The following is a 20,304-nucleotide window of genomic DNA, read 5'->3' as shown; positions in this document are numbered from 1 at the left end:
GCTTTTAATCTATTATTTATAAATAAAAAGCCACTCTATAAAGAGCAGCTCATATAATCTATGCTTTTGGTACTTCTGACAATGTCGCTTTCACAATCGCTTTTTTATTGCTATCTGGAACGTACGTGCCGTATTTAATCAAGGATTGCATCACTGCTCCAAAGAAATCAGCGTTTTCTGTTAAGGTACGGTATTCATTGAAACCGGCAAAGGCTTTCCCAATGCTATCAGCCACAAAATAAGCATTTTCAGAACCCACAAAGCGTGCGTCTGGTACTTCATGCAATAAGAACCCTTTAAACATGTAATACTGGTTTGTATCTACGTTTACGCTTGAATTTTTGGCAGTTGTTGCAAGCTTGCTATCTACTAAGAAGTTATAAATATCAGACGTTACATAAGCACGTTTTACAATGTCCGTATCTACTTCATTTTGAGTAAACTCTTTATTCGCTGCATTGAATAACTCCACAACGCCTTCTTCTGTTAGTGATCCAGTAAGTGACTTAGCAGCCATACTAGAAATACGTGCTGCACAAGCTGCATCAATTAATTTAGCGATTGCAGCCGCTTGTTTTTCCATTCGCTCCGCTGTGATCTGGTCAATATCATCATTTACTGTAGCAATATCTACACCTTCATTAATAGACTTAGTCGCTTCATAATCCACTTCTTTATCCACTGATACAACTTCTTGAATTTCTCCAAGTCGTCCACCGTCAATAGGTTTAGATGTATCGTAATCATTCACTACAACGTCCATATCTGATACTTTAACCGTAAAGGCTTTTGTATTATTCTTGATGCCGTCAATCACATCTAATGCTCCAAATGAGTTGATAAAGTGTGATTTAGCCTTAAATAATACTGGTAGTAATTCTCTAAATTGTTTTGTATAAATTTTTGTTGTCATGTGTTTTCCTCCGATTAGTCGTACTTACTAGCGATTGCATCAAAAGGAGTTCTGCTTTCAGCAAAGGTATTGTTAGGATTGCCACCAACTACGATAGTCGGTCTAGGTCTCTCTTCTGATGTTTCAGTCACAATAGTAGGTACGTTCATTTTTGTAGGCTCTTCTTTAGCCTGTGGTAGTGTTTGTTCGCTAGATTTGAACAGAAATGCTTTACTTTCTTTCAAGGTCTCTAGCTGCTCGTTTAGTCCGGTAACGTCTCCATTTTCTAATTGGATTGCGTCACGATCTAGCAACAAGCTTAGTAATTCTGGATCATGTGTATCTGTATTCTTCAAAGCATACTTGATAGCAAAGTCTTTCTGCTCGTTTGTGTATTTCTCTTCTAATTCTTTTTGAGAAGTTGCAAGTGTGTTGGTTAGGCTATCCACTTCTTCTTTATATTGGTTCAGCTTGCTTTGATAGTCCTCAACGCTTTTACCGTATTCAGCCATCACTGAATCAATTTGTTCTTTGGATAGTCCTAATTCACTTAAATGTTCTCTTTTCATAGTTAGTTCCCCTTTCGTTGTTTAACGTGTTTACGATCACGATATGGCTTTTGTTCTTTAGCGTCTGCAAAGAGTAAAAAGACGATTACTATTACTTTCTTGCTTGTTGATACTCTTCTGGAAAATCTGTTTCAGCAATACAGAAATCATCAACGATCAACGTTAAATCAAATTCGCTTTGTGTTACTTCCACTTGATCTATACTGCTATAAATCTTAGGTGGGTTTTCCAATGCTAGATAGGTTTTCTCTAGCGTAGGGATTAAGATAATCAACTTCTTATTGATCCCTTTAAGTCTGATAAGTTTTTCTATTCTGGCCATTCGATTTAATAGATTTTTTTTCATCTTTTTTTGTACACCTCTGCTTGTTCAAACTTATCTGGGCGGTATACTTCAGCAATTCTACGGCCATGAAAAATAATATGAAGATTGTAATGTTTAAACGCTGCTTTTAATTCTTCTATACTGTTGTAAATGATAGGATCATCTAAAAATGATAAGTATCTACCATCAGAAGTAGGTACTAGAAATATAATTTTTCTTTGCATACCCATAGCATTAATTTTCTTTTCTACTTTGCTAAGCCTTCTCGCAAGATCTCTTCTCAATCATTCACACTCCTAAATAATCACAAAAGCGCATATAAGCATTCTCATCAAAGGTAACTTGTTCATTATCCCAATCAATCTTAGAACGTGGATATTTGCGGTTATACGCCTTTACGAACTCATCTTTGTATTGCGTATCAAAGAATACTTTGGCATCTTTCTTACTAATACGATTCGTTGGCTCATATAAAGTAAATCTCGTTTCCTCGTCTACTCGTGCTGCTATATGAGTAGACTCGTAAAATCCTAAGTCCAATTGTATAAGAGAGTATAGTAAATCGTTTATTTCTCCATCGATTCTGGCAAGAAAGTCTTCCATTCTCTTTATAAATTTTCTATTTCTACTGCTGCGCATTCATGTGAGCCTCCACTTTTTCCATTCTCACTGCTAAATCGTCTGATTCAAACGCTCTATACGCCACGTCTAGTATATTCTTAGCACTAGATACTCTAGAAGCGTGTGGTGCTTCCTTGTCATTCATAACCTCTTTTAACACGTTTACGGCTTCAACTGACGCTTGTTGTAAACGTGTGGCAACTTGCTGCATAGCATCGTTTCTTAAGGTACGGTACTCTTTCATGAATTGTTTATCTCTTAAATACTTATAACCAGTCGCTCTAGTGATCTTCGCTTTCTTTGCAGCTTCATCTACTGAAGAGGATTCTAGTAAAGCTTTTAAGAAACGATCTTGTCTTATATTCAATTCTTCCAAGCGATACACCTCCTAAGTGTTCATTTTTCCTTGTTTTTGTATATAAACGTAAAAAAGAGGGCATAGATCACTACCATTACTGATAATGTATCTATACCCTCTATTATTCATAGTCAGATATTTGCTTATTTAACTGTCTTTATTATACCATATTTTAAGTAAAACAACTATCTAATCACGCTATTTTTCGTTGTTTTATCAACGTTTCCAGACGTTTTCATACTGATAAAATTCAATGATGTATCAATTCGTGACTTAACCAGGTTACCGTCTTGTATTGCTAGTTCAATTTTACAATGATCTGAAATATTTACTCGTGATTGATTGCCATACTTATCTATAAAAATTAACTCGCTCATGTGATTCTCCTTTACTTGTTCATTTCTGCATACCAATTAGATAGGTTTACACTTTCAACAATTCGAATACGCTCTTCTGTCTCTTGATGCTGCTTCTTAAGTGATCTTAAACCCTCGATACGTTCTGATTCAGTTATAGGAACATAATAGCCACGATCACTATATGCTCCGTTACGTTTCGCCACAACTGGCGCTCCTTTTCTAATCAGATTACTGACAACTGCTTGTACTTCTCTCTTATCCAGTCCGATAATCGAACCGATCTCATAAGCTGTTCTTTTCACTTCTGAACCTCTAGGAATTAATTGTAGTACCTGTTCTTCGATAATAGATAATGTTTTCATAGGTTAATATTCTCCAGTATAGTTTATTTTTTCTAGTGTGCATTTTCAAAACTCCTTCAAGATGGTTGTTTTTAGTCGTTAGTCTACAAGTTTTTCGATTGCTTTGAATAAAATAATGTCTTGATTTTCTAGCATTCCATAAAAAGCGTCATGGCATTCATCTTCAACAGATTCTTCATTGATAATTTTATAATGCAGCGTGTACATAAGTTCATCAAAAAAAGTTAAACATCTCGATTGTGTTTGCAGCTCCTTAATCAATTCATCTTTACTTTGCTTTTGCCATTTCTCAATCTGGGTTTCAAGGATTGCTTCTTTCAAGCTATGGTATAAACTCCTAACTAATATATAGGTTTTATCTTCTTCTATACCGCCACTGTTTATGATCTCTTCATAGGCTTCTGTTTTTACGAATAAATCCCACGCTGCTTCAGCTAGTCCATTAATCATATTCTTCTGCATTTCATCTATATTATGTTTCATTTGTTGATTCTCCTTTAAAGCGTCAAATACTTGTCGCTTTTTTATTTTGTCGCCTAATTTGTCGCCTACCTCAAACCTTACTCTCTCAAGGCTTCTAGTATTCTTGGCGTCAAAGCGTCATTTTTTACTAACTTTGTCTATATTTATTTTTTAACTCATTAGTACGATATTTTTATTTTATTTTAAATTTATAAAAATAATTGACGCTTTGACGCTTTTAACTAGATAAAAGTTGATATATCAGTATATACAGAAAGCGTCAAATTAATTTTAAACTTGACGCCCATTGTCGCTTTGACGCTTGTTTATTAGCGGTTGTTTTTGTTTTGTATTTATATCTACTGGAAACTTATAATGAATATCTAAACTTTTTAATTTTTCCATATCAGATTGATAAAAGTAGTGTAAAGGAGCTAAATTTTTTCTTTCGTATTCCCAATCATTTCTTTCAACTATTACTTTTAATTCTTTGGTAAAAGTGTTTTGTTTCATTTTAGTTGGTTGATTCTCGTAGGCACTCCATGCTTGAAACAACTTAAATAGAAATTTCATAGGTAATCTTTCCGATTCCAATTCACAAAAAACATCTTCAAAAAATGCTAAAACAGCACTATTATCTATCGCTAAGTCATGGATCGCTCTTCTACTTTCTTCAGTATCTTCTACCTCTTCAAAATCAAAGTCTATGACTTGATACAGAATATATTCCAATAACTTATGATCATAGATATATTTTTCTTTAATATTTCTATTTCCGCCGTCTCCTTTATAGCTATGGTTAAATAATATAACTCTAAGTCTGCGCTGCAAGCCGTCTGATATATCATTAAACCGTGGCAAACCATTCATAGATTGAACAACAAACGGTGTTAAAGTTGTTGTAAATGGTTCTTTACCTTTAGGATTCAAAAGTACACTATCTCCAGTTACTACTGACTTAAAGTTCTCGCTTGTACTATTAAAGAATAGAAAATTATTGTCGTCTCCAATTACTAAACTCTTACCATAAGCACTGGCCAACTTAAAATCACTTTCAAATTCTTTAATTTTTAAACTAGCGGTATTCTGTTTTCCTACTAAGTTTTTTAATAGTTGTTGAAATGTCGATTTACCTGTTCTTCCTTGCTCACTTAACAGAAAAACTGAAATTTCAGATATATAATTGGCATTGATCGCTACAAAAAATAGTTGCCACAATAATTTTTCTTTGTGTGGGTCGCCGTCTGATAATTCTTTGATCCAGTTGATAAAATCCCAATCCTCAAATTGTGGTTCTGGGGCGTTTTTAACGTAGTTAGTCGCTACCTTATTAACAAATACATATTCGCTAGAAAATGGCTCTAACTGCTTCAATTTCCGGTTATAAATCCCATTGTTTACCACGATCAAATTTTTATCTTTTGTTCGTTTTCGTTCGTCACATTCATTGGTTAGATAATGGACTACCGTATTACAAGCATTTGCGTTTAGTGTTCGTTCAACTGCTAAAGATAGGCGATTGATAAAGCGCTCGCCTTTTTGATAGATACCGCTATCTAGATCATAAGCAGCTAAAGGAGAAAGTTCTGGGTTATCTTCATCAATTAAAATAAACTTACATTCACGCTTTAAAATGTCTGCAACTGCTCGTGGTGTAACATTCGGAACTTTTTCTTGACCTGTTTTCTCATTAACAATAGTGTGTTCTTCTCTCCACTGTTCGCCGGCTTCTTGCAAGCGTGATTTTAATTGTGCCATTGTATTGATTGCTGCTTGTTTATTGAGTTCTTTTTGTTCTGATTCAATAAAATCTAAAATATCTTTATGCAATCACTCACGCCCCCTTGTATGTTTTTTGATTCTACTTTTAAATGTTGCGTTTATTTCTTTCTCCGGCAGCGGTTCATCTAGAAAATTATCATTTACAACTAAAATTAATCTATAAATTGTTTCAAGATCCGCTCCAACTGCTAACATCTTAGAAATTTGTTTCATTATAAAGTCGTTACGGCTTCCACTCGTGCAGCCTTTAACCAGTTCATCTAAAAATTTTCCTGTGTATTTTTTACCTGTTTGAGTACCATAACTTGTGATATTTACTGGCTTATCTTTAACTAATAAACTAACAATCCACTGTGGCAGCGTAGCAATATCATTTATTTCTCCAATCGCTTTATATTGCCCTTTTTGTGTGATTGTCGGCGCTAATGGCACACCATATTTAATAATGTCAATACCAGTCTTTTCTTTGCTTAAAGCTTCTGAAAAAGCTTCTTGCTGCTGCTCTATATTGATACCGTCCGGCAATCTGAAAAAGAAATGTATACCGTTTTGCGGTGTGGTTTGTCTGTAAGTGTTTAATGTACTCAAACCATTGTACTTTGCAGCTAACTGTTTGAAATTTTCGATACCATTCACATCATCAATATGATTATCGCAATCAATGACAATTAAATTATGCTGCTTTAACATCAAACCAATGTTTCTAGTTGGATCATCATTCCACCATTTTTGAATTGTCTCTAAATCGTTTGTAGCGTCATTAAAGCCGTTTGAACCTTTAAGCGGTATTTTTGTATTCGGCGCTAACGGATAGATATAGAAACCGTCTTTTTGGAGTTTTAAGGCTGCTTGCGTATTGATTGCCATAAGTTACACCTCTAGTCGTTCCAACTCGTCTGCGTGCTTTTCAGCTAAACAGTAAATAGCTTCCATTGTACCGATCGTTATGTTCATCTTACGTAAATCTTCTGTATTCATATCATATAAGCTATCTATAATGCCCTCTAGACCGTTCTTGATATGGGCTGCTCGTACTGATGCTTCTTCTATTTTATTCATTTTCGTGTCCTCCAGATTTCATTTTTGTCTGAAAACAAAATTCTTCATAATCTAACGCTAAGATCATAGCAATAGGTAAATCAATGAAAAATTTTAGGTACACTGGAACTGACGAAAAAATTAATATTAAGAAAATAACTGCCAAAGTTCTTCTAATTGTGTACATATCCTTTAATCTCCATTCTAATTGGTATATAATGGAGCAAAGAATAAATAAGCTATATGCTTATCTCGTTGCCTTTAACGTCTCGCTTTGGTCGGTGGAAACGTTATTGGCTTTTTCTTTGCTCTCATTCATGTTTTAATCCTCCAACTCAAATCCTAGCAACTCGGATAAGATCATTAATCTTTGGAAAAGAAAATCTTCTGTTTCGTCTGGCTCAAAAGTTCTAAAAAATTCGTTGTGTACCATGAAATAAATTTCTTGTATAACATCTTGTACAGTGATTTCTTTTGGCAGTAGATCATTATAAGATGCTTGTTCATAAACTAAGTTATAGACTTGCTTCAATTCCTCGCCTTTTAGGTTAGCCACTTTTTCGGCTGCTTCTGCCCCAATTACTTTTACCAATGCTTTTTGAACTGCTTCTAATTGTGTTATCTCGCTCATTTTTATTTCCTCCTATTATCAAACCATTTGCAACGGACGACTTTATAACTCATTCTGTATGCTCCCCAAGCGTAGTGAGTTATTTTTTGTTTTGTGCTAAAAAATCATCTACATCTTTTTGATCTACTCTTACAATTCCGTCCACTGTAATCAACGGTAAACCGGCTCTTACAAATTTTTGAAACGTATTAAAGCTACAACCGATATACTCTGATGCTTGCGCTTTAGTCATATAACGTGGTAATTCTTGACGCTTTGTGCTAACTTGGTTAGCTTCTTGAATGGCTGCTGCTAATCTTTCTACGATTGGTTGAAATGCCGGATCAGCTAATTCTAACGATTCAATTCTTAATTCCATTTTTACTCCTCCTCTAAAAGTCACTTCATGCAACTTTACCACATTTAATATAGAGTCACTTTATGCAACTCTATGTACATAGAATATCATGTGTGTTAAACTTAATCAAGTAACTTTACGTAACTTTTTAAAAAAATGATTTCAACAAGGAGTAAAAAATGGCGGATATAGATAAAATTGAAGTCGGAAAAAGAATAAAATCCTTAAGAACAAGAAAGGGATTGACTATGGAGGAGTTCGGTAAAATTTTTGATCCAGAAGCAAGTAAAAGTATTGTTTCTAGATGGGAAAAAGGAAAAACTTTGCCTAGTAGTGAACGTTTGAGGCAGTTATCAGATACTTTTAATTTGTCTACTTATTATATTTTATATGGGAAACCTACAGAATATGATGTATTTCAAATACATGTCGATTCATTCGATGACTCTAAAATCACTAGACTTTCCGAATTAATTAATAACAATAATGTAAAACTAAATACCCAAGAATCCTATATTTTAGAACTAAAGAAAATCCTCAAAGAAGAAAATATTCCTGAAGAAATAAAATCTATATTATCAGATTTAACTAAAATTATTATTTTACAGTCTGAACCCGAAATCATAGAAAAATTCTCAAGAATATTACACTATTTAGGTAGAGAACTAGAAAATCCAGAACTTGATAATTCCTCTATTTTAAAAAAATTGGATAGTATAGAAAAAATATTATAACTCCTCCTAATATGCTCCCCAAGCGTAGTAACTGGAGGGAACAACAATGGCAACATTTAAGCAATACGACACTAAACAAGGTAAAAAATGGCAATTTCAAGCTTATCTAGGTGTTAATCCTGTAACTGGTAAACCTGTAAAAACAACTAGGCGTGGCTTCCAGACAAAAAAAGAAGCCCAACTTGCGCTGCTAAGGCTGCAAATGGACTTTGAGAATAAAGGATTACAAAAAGATTCTAAACAGACGTTTAAAGAAGTCTTTGAGTTGTGGCTTGAAACTTATCAAACGACTGTGAAAGAAGTAACATTCATTAAAACTAAAATCAAGTTTGATAAGTGGATATTACCTAAATATGGCCACATGAGAATAAAAGAAATTGACGTTTCCACAGCTCAAAAGATTGTCAATCACTGGGCAAAGACTACGGATCAGTATAGAGTGCTGCACTCTAGCGCTAGTCGTGTGTTCAAATATGCTATTAATCTAGGCATGATAGACCGTAACCCACTTGAGTATGTTCTAATGCCTAAACGTATCAAAGAAGCGCCACAAAATGAAAAAATCAAGGTATACACTAAGCAAGAATTAAAACAATTATTCCACTACTTAGACCATACCAAACCAAGCTACAATAACGATTTTAACAGTATGCTGCTTCGCTTCTTGATTTATAGCGGCTGCCGTATCAGTGAAGCTCTAGCGCTTAATTGGTCGGATATTGATTTCAATAATCAAACGGTCACGATCAATAAGACACTAAGTCAAACGAAAAATGGTTATAAGGTATCTACAACTAAAACGGCTGCAAGTAATGCTACTTTGATTCTGGACGCTGCAACCATCAGTAAACTAAAGAAATGGCAAATAGACCAAAGAAAGTATATGCTGACTTTGGGCATTACTGAACCAACTGCAATTTTTTGCGGTATTTACAAACAGACTATAACCCACCATGCAATCTATGCACGTTTAATCACAATCACAAAAGAAGCTAATGTGCCATTCTTAGGAGTACATTCCACAAGACACACACACGCTTCTCTTTTACTGGATAGCGGCGCAACAATGAAAGAAGTCCAAGAACGTTTACGGCATACAAAAATTTCTCAAACGCTATATGTCTATGGTCACTTAGCTAAAGAAACCAAAGAAAAAACGGTTGAGAAACTCGTAAAACATTTGAATTTTTAACTGATGGCATTCAATATGGCATTCAGAAAGCAAACAAAAAAGGAGAAACCCTTTTGTATCAAGGTTTCTCCTACTTATTTCTATTCTGCTTCTTCTTCGGCCATGAAGGTGTTGAATACTTCTTCGATCATGTCCCATTCTTTTTCAGTTTCGATTTGTTCTAGATCGCCTTCCATGCCGTCTTCTTTTTCAACGTAAGCATAGGCTAATAATTCTACGTCTTCATCTTCTGGAACTCCAGCTGGATAAAGTAATACGTAGTTGCGACCAAATTCTTCTTGGCCATCGATTGTTAATAGAATTTCGTATAACGTTTCGTTACCTTCGTTATCGACTAATGTGATATGTTCATGTCCTTCATGATTGTGATCATGATTGTGATCATGATTATGATCGTGTGTATGTTCTGCCATTATTTTTCCTCTTTTCGTTTTTTTAAAATAGTTTTTTACCCGGACCGTCAAGATAATTTTGTAAAATCATCACTGCAGCAACCTTATCGATTACTTTTTTACGTTTTGCGCGTGAAGTATTGGCTTGCTCCACAAGCATCCGTTCTGCTTGAACCGTAGTCAACCGCTCGTCTTGATAGTCGACAGGTAAACCAAACAATTCTTCTAACTGTTTCCCGTAAGCCATTGATGCTTCGGCACGCGGACCAATCGAATTGTTCATATTTTTAGGAAGTCCTACGACAAAACGAGAAATTTCATAATCCGCAACTAATTCTTTGACGCGATCAAACCCAAATTGGCCTTCATCTTCATTGATACGAATAATTTCAACACCTTGCGCGGTCCATCCCATTGGATCACTTACGGCGATTCCCACTGTGCGTGATCCAACATCTAATCCCATAATTCGCATTACATATTAACCCCATGATTTCCCAGATATTCACGAATCAATACTTCTAAGATTTCATCTCGTTCATAACGGCGAATTAAATTTCGTGCATCTTGATAACGCGGAATATAGGCTGGGTCACCCGAAAGTAGGTATCCTACGATTTGGTTAATCGGATTATAACCTTTTTCCTCTAGTGCAGTGTACACAATCGCTAACGTTTCGCTCACTTCTCGCTTGCGGTTGTCTTCAAAATCAAACCGAACTGTCTTATCTGTAAATCCCATAGTACGACACCTCTTTCGTAAAAGAATACTGTTCTTCTTTCCTATTGTACTAAAAATAACGAAAAACTACAATTAAATCCTTCTATTGAATACTAAAAAGTCCGATACACATATTCATTTTTAGGTGCATCGATTTTTTTGATTTTTTCTACTTTAACAGTCGGCAAATCCCTTTGGAACGGCTCATAGTAATCAGATTCAATGACGCCATCGATTGAAAACCAGTCATTATCAGCAACAGTGGCACCATCTGGTAACACGATACGTAGCCCGAATACACCTGAATCTGCCACGCAATGGATGATTCCAAAGCGGAATAAAAAGTCACCTTGATTTTTTGGCGCTTTAAATAAAAAACCTTCATAATGAATCGGGCGATTGATAAATTCACTTGGATAATTATAAATCAGTTCCATCACTTCTAAATAATTGTCATCTGTAACAATCAATTTTCCATCTTTGATGTATTTTTTGCGTAAGCCATCCATTTGTTTTTGATAATCTTCTTTATTGTAATAAATACTCGTGTTTGGCTGTAGGTACTGCGTATTCATTTCAGGATCACCCACAGATTCTTTACTAACTGGAAATTGGAATCCTTTGGCTTGTACGATCGTCGCATCTAAACTTACTGTTGGAAATAATAGACCGACAATCAGTGGTAAAAGCAGTAACGTATAGGCAATCACCTTTTGCGGTCGCGATAATTGATGGTCATGATCGTGGTCGTGATCATGCGTGTGCGCTTGTGCTTTTTTGGGATCTTCTTTGACCCAAAAATACATTTGAATCAACCCTAACAATAACGACAATACCATCGACATAATCGCTAGATATTGGTAATGGATATTGATAAATTGATCTAATTTACCAGTCAATTGTAAATACATCATCATTTGGCTGTAGCCAATCAAAATTAAACTTCGAATCATCTTTTACACCACCCAAGCAAAAATCGTGACGACAATCGCAATCAATGAGACCAGTTGGACGATAAATTTAGTTCCAAAATAACGTTTCATCATCAATAAATTTTTGATATCGACCATTGGACCAAAAACCAAAAAGGCAATGACCGGTGTTACACCAAATAAACTCAATAAGCTGCTCCCAATAAAAGCATCGGCTTCAGAACACAGCGACATAATGACTGCTAGAGCTAACATGACTAAAATCGCAAATAATTTAGTCGATCCTAATGTCAAAATAATACTAGTTGGCAAATAGACTTGTAAGCCTGAGGCAATCAATGCTCCAATAATCAAATAACGTCCAGTATCAAAAAACTCATCGATGCTGTGTTCAAACATGTGACTGATTTTTTGCATCTTCTTGACTTGAGGTTTGTGGGTACATGTTTCATTTGTCAGACTGTGTTCATGATGGGTATGAGTAGTCTGGTACGATTCTTTTAACGGATTTTTAGTATAAATATACGCCAACCAAATACCAACAACTAAAGCGACTAGTAAACTTCCTGTCACACGCAACAAGACAAATTTCCATGAATTGCTAAAAGCAATAAATGTCGAAAATAATACGATCGGATTGATAATTGGTGCCGTTAGCATGAATGGAAAAGCTGTATAGGTTGGCACTTCTTTTTTTAAAAATTGATGAACAATCGGGACGATCCCACATTCACATGATGGGAAAAACACCCCTAGGACTGACCCAACAATGATTGCTAAAAATTTATTTTTCGGTAATAGTTTATTCACACGTTCTGCACTTAAAAAGACATGCAAAAAGCCTGAGATCAAACATCCCAATAACACAAAGGGTAACGCTTCGATCACGATCGACAAAAAAATCATGCCCATCTGCAAAATCGAAGTTGGTAATGACTCAAACATAAGATTCTCCTTTTGATTTACTTTGATCCTTTTCAAAAGATACACTTAAATCGTCTAAAAAACTAGTACTGATGTATTTTTTTAATAAAATGTAAAAAACCACATACCGCTTAGAGGCATGTGGTTGTGTTTACTTATATAATTTCGTCCGTAAACGTAGTGGTATCACCAGAATGAAGGAAGTAAATCAATGTTTGGAGCTCATTGGTTAAATCAACATTTTGCACTAAAATATCACTTGATGCTGTAATTCGAGCAGGTGTGAAGTTTAAGATCCCCTTGATCCCCGCTTCGACCAATTCATTGACAACATCTTGTGAACGTTGTGCAGGAACGGTTAAAATCGCGATATCAATTTGCTGAATGGCGATCTGCTCTTTCATGTCTGTCATTGGATAAACTGGAATGCCATCGACGATTCGACCCACGATATCTGGATTCACATCAAATGCTGCACTCACACGGATACTATTACTTTGATGAAACTTATATTTTAATAGCGCGCTTCCTAAATTCCCGACACCTATTAAAGCCACATTAGTCATATGATCATCATTTAATGTACGTGCAAAGAATTGCATCAAGTCATTAACGTCGTATCCATATCCGCGTTTTCCTAACTCCCCAAAGTAAGAAAAATCGCGTCTGATCGTCGCACTATCGACTTGTACAGCTTCACTTAACTCTGTTGATGATACTTTCTTTTTCCCCGCGTCATTTAAAATTCTTAAATAGCGATAATACAAAGGCAACCGCTTAGCTGTTGCTTTTGGAATTTGATTGTCTTTCAAAATTAAAACCCTCCATTGTGAACAATTCACTAGTACAAGTGTCATGATACAAAATTCACGTGTAAAAGGCAATTTGATTGCTCAAAATTTAGCAATTTTTCACAAATTTCTTTTCACTACTTCTCACAAGTATCGCTAGTTTTAGCAAAATATGATAGACTAAGCATGCACAAATCCTATTATTACACGAATTTAAGATCAATTGCTATTACGATACAGCAAAGAAAGAGGATCCTATGATTTTATTACAAGTCAATCAAGTTGCCCGATTATTTGGTGCAGATGTTTTATTTCAACAAATTCAAATGGAAATCAGCCAACATGCTAGAATCGGCTTAGTTGGGCGTAACGGTGCTGGAAAATCCACCTTACTCAAGATTATCGCTGGCGTGGAGCAACCCGATGAAGGCGCCGTCATCAAGACAAAACAAGCAACACTAAGTTACCTAGCACAAGATACCGGACTGATTTCAGATAAAACAGTCTACGATGAAATGCTCGATGCTTTTTTTGATATTCGTCAATTAGAAGAAAAAATGCGCAAAATGGAATACAAAATGGGCGAAATTGATCCTACTACAACAGCCTATACCCAACTTTTAGCAGAATACGACCGAATCCAACATGAATTTACTGAGCGTAACGGTTACGGTTATGAAAATGAAATCCGCTCTGTCTTACACGGATTTCATTTTGACAAGTCATTTTATGACCAAGCGATTGCGACCCTTTCTGGTGGTCAAAAAACCCGGTTAGCCTTAGCGAAAATGCTCTTACAAAAACCGGATATCTTAATTTTAGATGAGCCGACAAACCATTTAGATATCGCAACACTCTCTTGGCTTGAAACCTACTTGCAAGGCTATAGCGGTGCGTTACTGATCGTCTCTCACGATCGCTATTTTTTAGATAAAGTAGTCACCGAAGTCTATGAACTTAGTCGCCATAAGATGCGCCATTACAAAGGAAACTATAGTCGTTATCTTGATGAAAAAGCTGCACAACTTGCTACAGATATGAAAGCTTTTGAGAAACAACAAGATGAAATCGCAAAATTAGAGGATTTTGTTGCGCGTAATCTAGTGCGTGCCTCTACGACAAAACGCGCCCAGAGCCGTCGAAAACAATTAGAAAAGATGGATCGTCTCGATCGGCCACAAGGTGATGGAAAGTCTGCTCATTTCTTATTCGAAGTCGAAAAACCCTCGGGCAATATCGTCTTACAAGTTGCAGATGCTGCTATTGGATATGAAGATACAGTGTTAGCCGAGCCGATCAACCTTGATATTCGCAAACACGATGCAGTCGCGTTAGTGGGCCCAAATGGAATCGGAAAATCGACTCTGCTAAAATCGATCATTCACAGACAACCGTTTTTAAAAGGAACTGCAACCTTTGGCGCTAACGTTTCTGTCGGTTACTACGATCAAGGACAAGCTGAACTTTCGCTACGCAAGACGATTTTACAAGAACTATGGGATGCGCATCCTACGCTACCAGAAGGTCAGATCCGGACTGTTTTAGGTAGTTTCTTATTTTCTGGCGAGGATGTGGAAAAACCCATCGGCTTATTAAGTGGTGGTGAAAAAGCGCGTGTTGCTTTGGCAAAACTTGCGATGGATCATGACAATTTCTTGATGCTAGACGAACCGACAAACCATTTAGATATCGACAATAAAGAAGTACTGGAAAATGCGTTGATCGATTACGATGGTACGATCTTCTTCGTTTCGCATGACCGCTATTTCATTAATCGAATCGCCTCGACGGTCGTTGAATTATCTGAAGAAGGTTCCCGTGTCTTTTTAGGTGATTACGATTACTATCTAGAGAAAAAACAAGAAGAAGCTGAGTTACGAGCATTGCTAGATAAGCCAAGTGTCGAAACAGTCGTCTCTGAAGACAAGCAAAATTTTCAACAATCAAAAGAAAAACAAAAAAAAGTCCGTCAACTGCAACGGAAAATTGATGAGATCGAAGCACAACTGTCGGATCTAGAAAATGAACATCGTCAGTGTCAAGAAGAAATGGTGAAATCAGAAAACTTGAACAATCATGTCCTCTTGCAAGAGCTGACAGAAAAAACGAATACGATCGAAGCACAACAACTCCAGTTGATGGAAGAATGGGAAACGGTTAGTTTAGAATTGGAAGAAGAATCTGTGTAAAAGCGGATGATGAGGGAAAAGATGAAAAAATTTATTGGGGATCGTGCATTTTATCTGCACGTATTAACGATCGCGGTCCCGATTATGATCCAAAATGCCATTACAAATTTCGTAGGTTTACTCGATAATTTAATGGTTGGTCAAATCGGTACCGCACAAATGTCGGGTGTCGCTATTGTCAATCAACTGATTTTTGTTTTTAACTTAAGTATTTTTGGGATCGTTTCTGCTGCGAGTATTTTTGGGACGCAATTTTATGGAAAACGAGATTTCGTTGGGATGCGTGACGCGTTTCGCTTCAAGTTAGTTGGCAATGCACTAATGTGTATAGTAGCCATCTTAGTCTTATGGTATGCACAAGATTACTTGATCTCTTTATATCTACATGGAGATACAGAGATTCAACAATTGCAACTAGCCCACGATTCCGCACGTGACTTTTTATGGATCATGTTGTTCACCTTACCTTTTTTTGCGCTCTCTCAAAGTTATGCGAGTTCATTGCGTGAAATGGGGAAAACCATTGTACCAATGTTTGCCAGTAGTACGGCTGTCATTATCAATACCGCGCTGAATTTTTTACTGATTTTTGGATTATTCGGCTTTCCCAAATTAGGTGTTGTTGGTGCTGGTATCGCAACTTTGGTGGCCCGTATTTTGGAATGTGCGATCACTGTCATTTGGGTGCACGCGCATGCAACTGAGCATCCTTTTTGTCTACACGTTTATCGGCAATTTCATATTCCGTGGTCATTGTCAAAACGTATCTTGATCAAAGGTTCTCCTTTGATGGCCAATGAAATTTTGTGGGCGATCGGCCAAACAATGATTCTCCAAGCGTATTCAGTTCGTGGATTATCTGTCATCGCATCGTTAAATATCGCCTCGACAGTTTCAAATTTGTTTAATATCGTTTATATGGCTTTAGGTAGTGCGGTAGCTGTCATTATCGGCCAATTGCTTGGATCAAATAAGATGCAAGAGGCACGTGATGCAGCTCGAAAATTATTATTTTTTGCGGTGATGAGCTGTTTCACGATCGGGATCATTATGCTAATCGTTGCCCCCTTATTTCCTGCTATCTATCAGACTGAACCCGAAGTCAAAGAACTTGCCAGTAAGTTTATTCAAATTGCAGCGATCTGTATGCCTCTTTATGCGTTTAATCATGCCAGTTACTTTATTTTGCGCTCTGGCGGCCAAACATTTATTACCTTTTTATTCGATAGCGTCTTTGTCTGGACGATCACATTTCCATTAGCTTACGTCTTGAGTATGCACACGGCACTTTCGATCGTTTTTGTTTACTTTATCTGTCAAGCGGTCGAGTGGATCAAAAGTTATCTAGGTTATCGTTTGATTCGTTCTGATGCCTGGATGAAAAACGTCACCCAAACGATTTAAAAGGAGGAGTATAATGGAATTACGTAGATTAGAAGCAAAAGACAATCAGCAGTTGGCTGATTTGATTCGAAAAAGTTTAGAAGAAGCCGATCTAGCGATTCTTGGAACAGCCTATTTTGATCCGGAATTAACTACGCTTTATTCGTATTATGATCAAGCAAAGGCTGCTTATTGGGTCATTTCCGATCAAGGAACTATTATCGGTGGGATCGATATTGCACCATTAGCCGGTGTGTTGCGAACATGCGAATTACAAAAACTGTATGTATCTTCTGCCTATCAAAAACAAGGACTTGCCCAAAAACTTATGGAAACAGCCCTTTCGTTTGCTAGTCAGCAGTATGAAGTTTGTTATTTAGAAACACATCATTCACTAGAAACTGCCTGTCGATTGTATGAACGCTTTGGATTTCAAGCATTATCTGCACCGCTTCTTGATACAGAACATCAGGCGATGGATCGTTGGTATCAAAAGAAATTTTACGCAAACTAAAAAATAGGACACAAAAAGGTGTAGTACATCACTCCTTTTTTGTGTCTTATTTTTGGTTAAGGATCGGTTAATTACGATACATCTTCAATTCTAAAAATAGATCATTATAGATTCCTAGATACTCAGGACCCAGGTCTTTGTAGACTTCCATTTTTTTCAAGGCATCTTCTGACGGATAAAATTGTTTATCTTCAGTAATGTCTTTTGGCAACAATTTCAATGCCGCTTCATTTGGTGTCGAATACCCAATGTATTCTGCATTTTGAGCTGCATTTTCTGGTCGTAGCATAAAATTGATGAAGGCATACGCACCTTCTTTATTTTGTACCGTTTTAGGAATCACGATATTGTCAAACCAAAGATTGGTTCCATCATCTGGAATGACATAGTGTAGATGCTCATTTTCAGCCATCATATCGGCTGCTTCACCTGAAAATGTCACGGCAACCGCACTTTCTTCGTTTTCCATATACATTTTGATTTCATCTGCAACAATCGCTTTGATATTTGGTGTCAGTTTTTTTAATTTATCATAAGCTTGATCTAATTGATCCATCTGTTTACTATTTAAAGAATATCCTAGACTATTCAAGCCTAATCCAATGACCTCACGCGCACCGTCAATCAACATAATATTATCTTTTAACTCTGGGCGCCACAAATCATTCCAAGACGTAATGTCTTTTCCATCGACCATCTTATCGTTATAGACGATGCCTAATGTTCCCCAAAAGTATGGAATCGAGTACCGATTATCCGTATCAAAATCAAGATTCAAAAAGCGTGGTTCGATATTTTCTAATCCGGTGATTTGTTTGTGATCTAAAGGAGTTAACAAATTCGCTTTGATCATTTTTTGGATCATGTATTCACTAGGAATCGCAATATCATACGCCGTGCCACCTTGTTGGATTTTCGTAAACATCGCTTCGTTTGAATCAAATGTGTCATAATTGACTTTATAGCCAGATTCTTGTTCGAATTTCTTCAAAAGCGCTGGATCGATATAGTCGCCCCAATTGTAAATATTTACAACCTTCGCACCAGACATTCCAGTTGACCGTTCTAATTGATGTGCGGTGGCAATCAATACAAAGATCACAGCGACAATCCCGATAATTAAAGAAGTTAATTTTCTCATCGTAAAATCGTCGCCTCCACTCTAGTCTTTTTCGCACGTTTTGGTCGATTGTCTTTACTGATAAAGTAATACCCGATCACTAATAACATGGAGAATAAAAAGACTAACGTACTTAACGCATTGATCTCTAAACTGATTCCTTGTCTTGCTCTAGAATAGATCTCCACCGATAACGTAGAAAAACCATTTCCAGTTACAAAGAACGTTACTGCAAAATCATCTAGCGAATACGTAAAGGCCATAAAATAGCCGGCAATGATCCCTGGAGATAGATATGGCAAGATGATATTTTTGACGACTTGAACTTGATTGGCACCTAAATCACGGGCTGCATCGATCATCGAATCATTCATCTCTTGTAATTTAGGCATGACCATCAAGACAACGATGGGGATACTAAAGGCAATATGTGACAACAGAACACTGAAAAAGCCTAAACTAAATCCTCGGATCCACGAGCCGATCAATGTGAAAAAGATCAAAAAGCTGGCACCGATAATAACATCTGGTGAAACCAATAAAATATTGTTTAACCCTAAAAACAGCGCGCGTGTTTTACGTTTTTTCGTGTAATAGATCATCATCGCACCGATCGTACCAATTGCTGTTGCCATCAGTGAAGATAAAAAAGCCAACATAAACGTATCAAGTACAATAATCAATAAGCGAGTATCTTCAAATACGGAACGATAATTATCCCAAGTAAAACCAGTAAATTCATTCATCGTGCCCCCATCATTAAATGAATAGTAGATCAAATAAAAAATCGGCGCATAGAGCACAATAAAGACAAGTAAAAGATAAAGATTGGACCATTTAAATGCGGTTAATTTTTTCATCTGCTTCCTCCTTTACCTTTACGCGATTCACCAGTAAAGAACATCACGATAAACATGGCAATAATCAAGACGACACCGATCGTCGATCCCATTCCCCAGTTTTGTGTCACCAAGAAATGTTGTTCGATCGCTGTTCCTAGTGTAATCACACGGTTTCCACCAATCAAACGTGTCAGCATGAATAAGGAAAGTGAGGGAATAAAAACAGCTTGTACCCCGCTTTTTACCCCACTTAAAGACAATGGAAAAATCACGCGTCGAAATGTCTCAAATGAATTCGCTCCTAGATCCCGGCTCGCACTGATCAAAGATGGATTCAATTCTTCTAATGCATTGAAAATTGGCATGATCATAAATGGCAACTCAATATAAGTCGCAACCGTTAAAAAACTAAAATCAGTAAATAAAATCTGTTCTGGTCCGATCCCAAATAACCCCAAAAAATTATTGATGCTACCGTGAATACCAAAAATCCCAATAAAAGCGTACGCTTTTAGCAATAAATTGACCCAAGTAGGCAAAATAATCAGCAACAACCATAAATTTTTATGTTTGAGTTTCGTCAAAAAGTAGGCTGTTGGATAACTGATGATCAAGGTAAATAAGGTAATCAAAAAGGCATACCATACAGAATTTAAGGTCATCGTTAGGTATTTTCCTGAAGTGAAATACGTTTGATAATTGACCAAAGAAAACTGACCATCGATGTTAAAAAATGATTGATAGACAATCAACAAGACCGGTGCGATCACAAATAGCAACAGCCAAAAAAAATACGGGATCGCATACAACGGGCGTTTTTTAGTCATGTGCTTCC

28 protein-coding genes are annotated in these 20,304 nt (G+C 36.5%); 5 read left to right on the top strand and 23 right to left on the bottom strand.

Annotation, left to right across the window (positions count from 1 at the left end):
• Positions 1-58: 58 nt before the first annotated feature.
• The 14 genes from ACWOEC_RS01825 to ACWOEC_RS01760 all read right to left on the bottom strand — a co-directional run bounded on the left by ACWOEC_RS01825 (position 59) and on the right by ACWOEC_RS01760 (position 7,757).
• Entirely contained in the window at positions 59-913 is an 855-nt protein-coding gene (locus tag ACWOEC_RS01825; protein ID WP_455305563.1) for a phage major capsid protein, read from the bottom strand.
• Between the two features lie 14 nt (positions 914-927).
• Positions 928-1,461, bottom strand: a complete 534-nt coding sequence (locus ACWOEC_RS01820) for a phage scaffolding protein (RefSeq protein ID WP_455305562.1) — start codon at positions 1,459-1,461, stop codon at positions 928-930.
• Positions 1,462-1,552: 91 nt separating this feature from the next.
• A complete protein-coding gene (locus tag ACWOEC_RS01815) occupies positions 1,553-1,807 on the bottom strand; it encodes a hypothetical protein (RefSeq protein ID WP_455305561.1) in 255 nt (84 codons plus the stop codon).
• Positions 1,804-2,070: a hypothetical protein gene (locus ACWOEC_RS01810; protein WP_455305560.1), complete on the bottom strand. Its 267-nt coding sequence runs from the start codon at positions 2,068-2,070 to the stop codon at positions 1,804-1,806. Before ACWOEC_RS01810 ends, ACWOEC_RS01815 begins: the two co-directional genes overlap by 4 nt.
• Positions 2,071-2,074: 4 nt before the next feature.
• Positions 2,075-2,425, bottom strand: coding sequence for a hypothetical protein (locus tag ACWOEC_RS01805; RefSeq protein WP_455305559.1), 351 nt, complete (start codon positions 2,423-2,425; stop codon positions 2,075-2,077).
• Positions 2,412-2,792, bottom strand: a complete 381-nt coding sequence (locus ACWOEC_RS01800; RefSeq protein WP_455305558.1) for a phage replication protein — start codon at positions 2,790-2,792, stop codon at positions 2,412-2,414. The genes ACWOEC_RS01805 and ACWOEC_RS01800 overlap by 14 nt, the downstream gene beginning before the upstream one ends.
• A 158-nt stretch (positions 2,793-2,950) precedes the next feature.
• A complete protein-coding gene (locus ACWOEC_RS01795) occupies positions 2,951-3,142 on the bottom strand; it encodes a hypothetical protein (protein WP_455305557.1) in 192 nt (63 codons plus the stop codon).
• Between the two features lie 11 nt (positions 3,143-3,153).
• On the bottom strand, positions 3,154-3,486 hold the full coding sequence (locus ACWOEC_RS01790; RefSeq protein WP_455305556.1) for a hypothetical protein: 333 nt from the start codon (positions 3,484-3,486) through the stop codon (positions 3,154-3,156).
• A gap of 78 nt (positions 3,487-3,564) precedes the next feature.
• Positions 3,565-3,969 (bottom strand): hypothetical protein, encoded by a 405-nt coding sequence (locus ACWOEC_RS01785; protein WP_455305555.1) that lies wholly within the window; start codon positions 3,967-3,969, stop codon positions 3,565-3,567.
• 270 nt (positions 3,970-4,239) lie between these two features.
• Positions 4,240-5,778: a DNA primase family protein gene (locus ACWOEC_RS01780; protein ID WP_455305554.1), complete on the bottom strand. Its 1,539-nt coding sequence runs from the start codon at positions 5,776-5,778 to the stop codon at positions 4,240-4,242.
• The gene (locus ACWOEC_RS01775) at positions 5,779-6,597 is read right to left on the bottom strand and encodes a bifunctional DNA primase/polymerase (RefSeq protein ID WP_455305553.1); all 819 of its coding nucleotides are present in this window, start codon (positions 6,595-6,597) and stop codon (positions 5,779-5,781) included.
• A 3-nt stretch (positions 6,598-6,600) separates the two neighbouring features.
• Positions 6,601-6,789 (bottom strand): hypothetical protein, encoded by a 189-nt coding sequence (locus ACWOEC_RS01770; protein WP_455305552.1) that lies wholly within the window; start codon positions 6,787-6,789, stop codon positions 6,601-6,603.
• Between the two features lie 301 nt (positions 6,790-7,090).
• Complete coding sequence (locus tag ACWOEC_RS01765) at positions 7,091-7,399, bottom strand: hypothetical protein (RefSeq protein ID WP_455305551.1); 309 nt, start codon at positions 7,397-7,399, stop codon at positions 7,091-7,093.
• A gap of 79 nt (positions 7,400-7,478) precedes the next feature.
• Positions 7,479-7,757, bottom strand: coding sequence for a helix-turn-helix domain-containing protein (locus ACWOEC_RS01760; protein WP_455305550.1), 279 nt, complete (start codon positions 7,755-7,757; stop codon positions 7,479-7,481).
• A gap of 158 nt (positions 7,758-7,915) precedes the next feature.
• Here ACWOEC_RS01760 and ACWOEC_RS01755 point away from each other — a divergent pair, with 158 nt between their 5' ends.
• Positions 7,916-8,470 (top strand): helix-turn-helix domain-containing protein, encoded by a 555-nt coding sequence (locus ACWOEC_RS01755; RefSeq protein WP_455305549.1) that lies wholly within the window; start codon positions 7,916-7,918, stop codon positions 8,468-8,470.
• Positions 8,471-8,516: 46 nt separating this feature from the next.
• The gene (locus ACWOEC_RS01750; RefSeq protein ID WP_455305548.1) at positions 8,517-9,662 is read left to right on the top strand and encodes a tyrosine-type recombinase/integrase; all 1,146 of its coding nucleotides are present in this window, start codon (positions 8,517-8,519) and stop codon (positions 9,660-9,662) included.
• An 80-nt stretch (positions 9,663-9,742) separates the two neighbouring features.
• On the opposite strand, the gene ACWOEC_RS01745 is transcribed toward ACWOEC_RS01750, so the two are convergent.
• From ACWOEC_RS01745 to ACWOEC_RS01720, 6 genes are all read right to left on the bottom strand, one after another.
• Positions 9,743-10,075: a DUF1292 domain-containing protein gene (locus tag ACWOEC_RS01745; protein ID WP_455305547.1), complete on the bottom strand. Its 333-nt coding sequence runs from the start codon at positions 10,073-10,075 to the stop codon at positions 9,743-9,745.
• Between the two features lie 22 nt (positions 10,076-10,097).
• Positions 10,098-10,529, bottom strand: coding sequence for a Holliday junction resolvase RuvX (gene ruvX, locus ACWOEC_RS01740; RefSeq protein WP_297077078.1), 432 nt, complete (start codon positions 10,527-10,529; stop codon positions 10,098-10,100).
• Positions 10,529-10,795, bottom strand: a complete 267-nt coding sequence (locus ACWOEC_RS01735) for an IreB family regulatory phosphoprotein (protein WP_297077075.1) — start codon at positions 10,793-10,795, stop codon at positions 10,529-10,531. The genes ruvX and ACWOEC_RS01735 overlap by 1 nt, the downstream gene beginning before the upstream one ends.
• A gap of 92 nt (positions 10,796-10,887) precedes the next feature.
• Positions 10,888-11,727 carry a TIGR03943 family putative permease subunit gene (locus ACWOEC_RS01730; RefSeq protein ID WP_455305546.1) on the bottom strand — a complete coding sequence of 280 codons (840 nt, stop codon included), beginning with the start codon at positions 11,725-11,727 and terminating at the stop codon, positions 10,888-10,890.
• 3 nt (positions 11,728-11,730) lie between these two features.
• A complete protein-coding gene (locus ACWOEC_RS01725) occupies positions 11,731-12,651 on the bottom strand; it encodes a permease (protein WP_455305545.1) in 921 nt (306 codons plus the stop codon).
• A gap of 134 nt (positions 12,652-12,785) precedes the next feature.
• Positions 12,786-13,442: a redox-sensing transcriptional repressor Rex gene (locus tag ACWOEC_RS01720; protein ID WP_297077067.1), complete on the bottom strand. Its 657-nt coding sequence runs from the start codon at positions 13,440-13,442 to the stop codon at positions 12,786-12,788.
• A gap of 236 nt (positions 13,443-13,678) precedes the next feature.
• On the opposite strand from ACWOEC_RS01720, the gene ACWOEC_RS01715 reads away from it, so the two are divergent.
• From ACWOEC_RS01715 to ACWOEC_RS01705, 3 genes are read left to right on the top strand one after another with little or no spacing between them, the layout of a single operon-like run.
• Positions 13,679-15,610: an ABC-F family ATP-binding cassette domain-containing protein gene (locus ACWOEC_RS01715; RefSeq protein WP_455305544.1), complete on the top strand. Its 1,932-nt coding sequence runs from the start codon at positions 13,679-13,681 to the stop codon at positions 15,608-15,610.
• Between the two features lie 21 nt (positions 15,611-15,631).
• A complete protein-coding gene (locus tag ACWOEC_RS01710) occupies positions 15,632-17,014 on the top strand; it encodes an MATE family efflux transporter (RefSeq protein ID WP_455305543.1) in 1,383 nt (460 codons plus the stop codon).
• Between the two features lie 13 nt (positions 17,015-17,027).
• The gene (locus tag ACWOEC_RS01705) at positions 17,028-17,507 is read left to right on the top strand and encodes a GNAT family N-acetyltransferase (protein WP_455305542.1); all 480 of its coding nucleotides are present in this window, start codon (positions 17,028-17,030) and stop codon (positions 17,505-17,507) included.
• Positions 17,508-17,574: 67 nt separating this feature from the next.
• Here the strand turns inward: ACWOEC_RS01705 and ACWOEC_RS01700 are convergent, their stop codons facing one another.
• Genes ACWOEC_RS01700 through ACWOEC_RS01690 form a run of 3 tightly spaced genes read right to left on the bottom strand, consistent with a single transcriptional unit; the run spans position 17,575 to position 20,296 of the window.
• A complete protein-coding gene (locus tag ACWOEC_RS01700; RefSeq protein WP_297077056.1) occupies positions 17,575-18,648 on the bottom strand; it encodes an ABC transporter substrate-binding protein in 1,074 nt (357 codons plus the stop codon).
• On the bottom strand, positions 18,645-19,487 hold the full coding sequence (locus ACWOEC_RS01695) for an ABC transporter permease (RefSeq protein WP_297077054.1): 843 nt from the start codon (positions 19,485-19,487) through the stop codon (positions 18,645-18,647). Before ACWOEC_RS01695 ends, ACWOEC_RS01700 begins: the two co-directional genes overlap by 4 nt.
• Positions 19,484-20,296: an ABC transporter permease gene (locus ACWOEC_RS01690; protein WP_455305541.1), complete on the bottom strand. Its 813-nt coding sequence runs from the start codon at positions 20,294-20,296 to the stop codon at positions 19,484-19,486. The genes ACWOEC_RS01695 and ACWOEC_RS01690 overlap by 4 nt, the downstream gene beginning before the upstream one ends.
• Positions 20,297-20,304 lie beyond the last annotated feature (8 nt).

Source organism: Enterococcus bulliens (assembly GCF_053761865.1).
The sequence above is the reverse complement of the archived record's forward strand: the minus strand, read 5'-3'. Positions and strand labels throughout refer to the sequence as shown.

Coding starts and splice junctions, on each gene's coding strand:
- ACWOEC_RS01825 (WP_455305563.1), bottom strand. CDS start 913: ATGACAACAAAAATTTATACAAAACAATTTAGAGAATTACTACCAGTA.
- ACWOEC_RS01820 (WP_455305562.1), bottom strand. CDS start 1,461: ATGAAAAGAGAACATTTAAGTGAATTAGGACTATCCAAAGAACAAATT.
- ACWOEC_RS01815 (WP_455305561.1), bottom strand. CDS start 1,807: ATGAAAAAAAATCTATTAAATCGAATGGCCAGAATAGAAAAACTTATC.
- ACWOEC_RS01805 (WP_455305559.1), bottom strand. CDS start 2,425: ATGCGCAGCAGTAGAAATAGAAAATTTATAAAGAGAATGGAAGACTTT.
- ACWOEC_RS01795 (WP_455305557.1), bottom strand. CDS start 3,142: ATGAGCGAGTTAATTTTTATAGATAAGTATGGCAATCAATCACGAGTA.
- ACWOEC_RS01790 (WP_455305556.1), bottom strand. CDS start 3,486: ATGAAAACATTATCTATTATCGAAGAACAGGTACTACAATTAATTCCT.
- ACWOEC_RS01785 (WP_455305555.1), bottom strand. CDS start 3,969: ATGAAACATAATATAGATGAAATGCAGAAGAATATGATTAATGGACTA.
- ACWOEC_RS01775 (WP_455305553.1), bottom strand. CDS start 6,597: ATGGCAATCAATACGCAAGCAGCCTTAAAACTCCAAAAAGACGGTTTC.
- ACWOEC_RS01770 (WP_455305552.1), bottom strand. CDS start 6,789: ATGAATAAAATAGAAGAAGCATCAGTACGAGCAGCCCATATCAAGAAC.
- ACWOEC_RS01765 (WP_455305551.1), bottom strand. CDS start 7,399: ATGAGCGAGATAACACAATTAGAAGCAGTTCAAAAAGCATTGGTAAAA.
- ACWOEC_RS01760 (WP_455305550.1), bottom strand. CDS start 7,757: ATGGAATTAAGAATTGAATCGTTAGAATTAGCTGATCCGGCATTTCAA.
- ACWOEC_RS01755 (WP_455305549.1), top strand. CDS start 7,916: ATGGCGGATATAGATAAAATTGAAGTCGGAAAAAGAATAAAATCCTTA.
- ACWOEC_RS01750 (WP_455305548.1), top strand. CDS start 8,517: ATGGCAACATTTAAGCAATACGACACTAAACAAGGTAAAAAATGGCAA.
- ACWOEC_RS01745 (WP_455305547.1), bottom strand. CDS start 10,075: ATGGCAGAACATACACACGATCATAATCATGATCACAATCATGATCAC.
- ruvX (WP_297077078.1), bottom strand. CDS start 10,529: ATGCGAATTATGGGATTAGATGTTGGATCACGCACAGTGGGAATCGCC.
- ACWOEC_RS01735 (WP_297077075.1), bottom strand. CDS start 10,795: ATGGGATTTACAGATAAGACAGTTCGGTTTGATTTTGAAGACAACCGC.
- ACWOEC_RS01730 (WP_455305546.1), bottom strand. CDS start 11,727: ATGATTCGAAGTTTAATTTTGATTGGCTACAGCCAAATGATGATGTAT.
- ACWOEC_RS01725 (WP_455305545.1), bottom strand. CDS start 12,651: ATGTTTGAGTCATTACCAACTTCGATTTTGCAGATGGGCATGATTTTT.
- ACWOEC_RS01715 (WP_455305544.1), top strand. CDS start 13,679: ATGATTTTATTACAAGTCAATCAAGTTGCCCGATTATTTGGTGCAGAT.
- ACWOEC_RS01710 (WP_455305543.1), top strand. CDS start 15,632: ATGAAAAAATTTATTGGGGATCGTGCATTTTATCTGCACGTATTAACG.
- ACWOEC_RS01705 (WP_455305542.1), top strand. CDS start 17,028: ATGGAATTACGTAGATTAGAAGCAAAAGACAATCAGCAGTTGGCTGAT.
- ACWOEC_RS01700 (WP_297077056.1), bottom strand. CDS start 18,648: ATGAGAAAATTAACTTCTTTAATTATCGGGATTGTCGCTGTGATCTTT.
- ACWOEC_RS01695 (WP_297077054.1), bottom strand. CDS start 19,487: ATGAAAAAATTAACCGCATTTAAATGGTCCAATCTTTATCTTTTACTT.
- ACWOEC_RS01690 (WP_455305541.1), bottom strand. CDS start 20,296: ATGACTAAAAAACGCCCGTTGTATGCGATCCCGTATTTTTTTTGGCTG.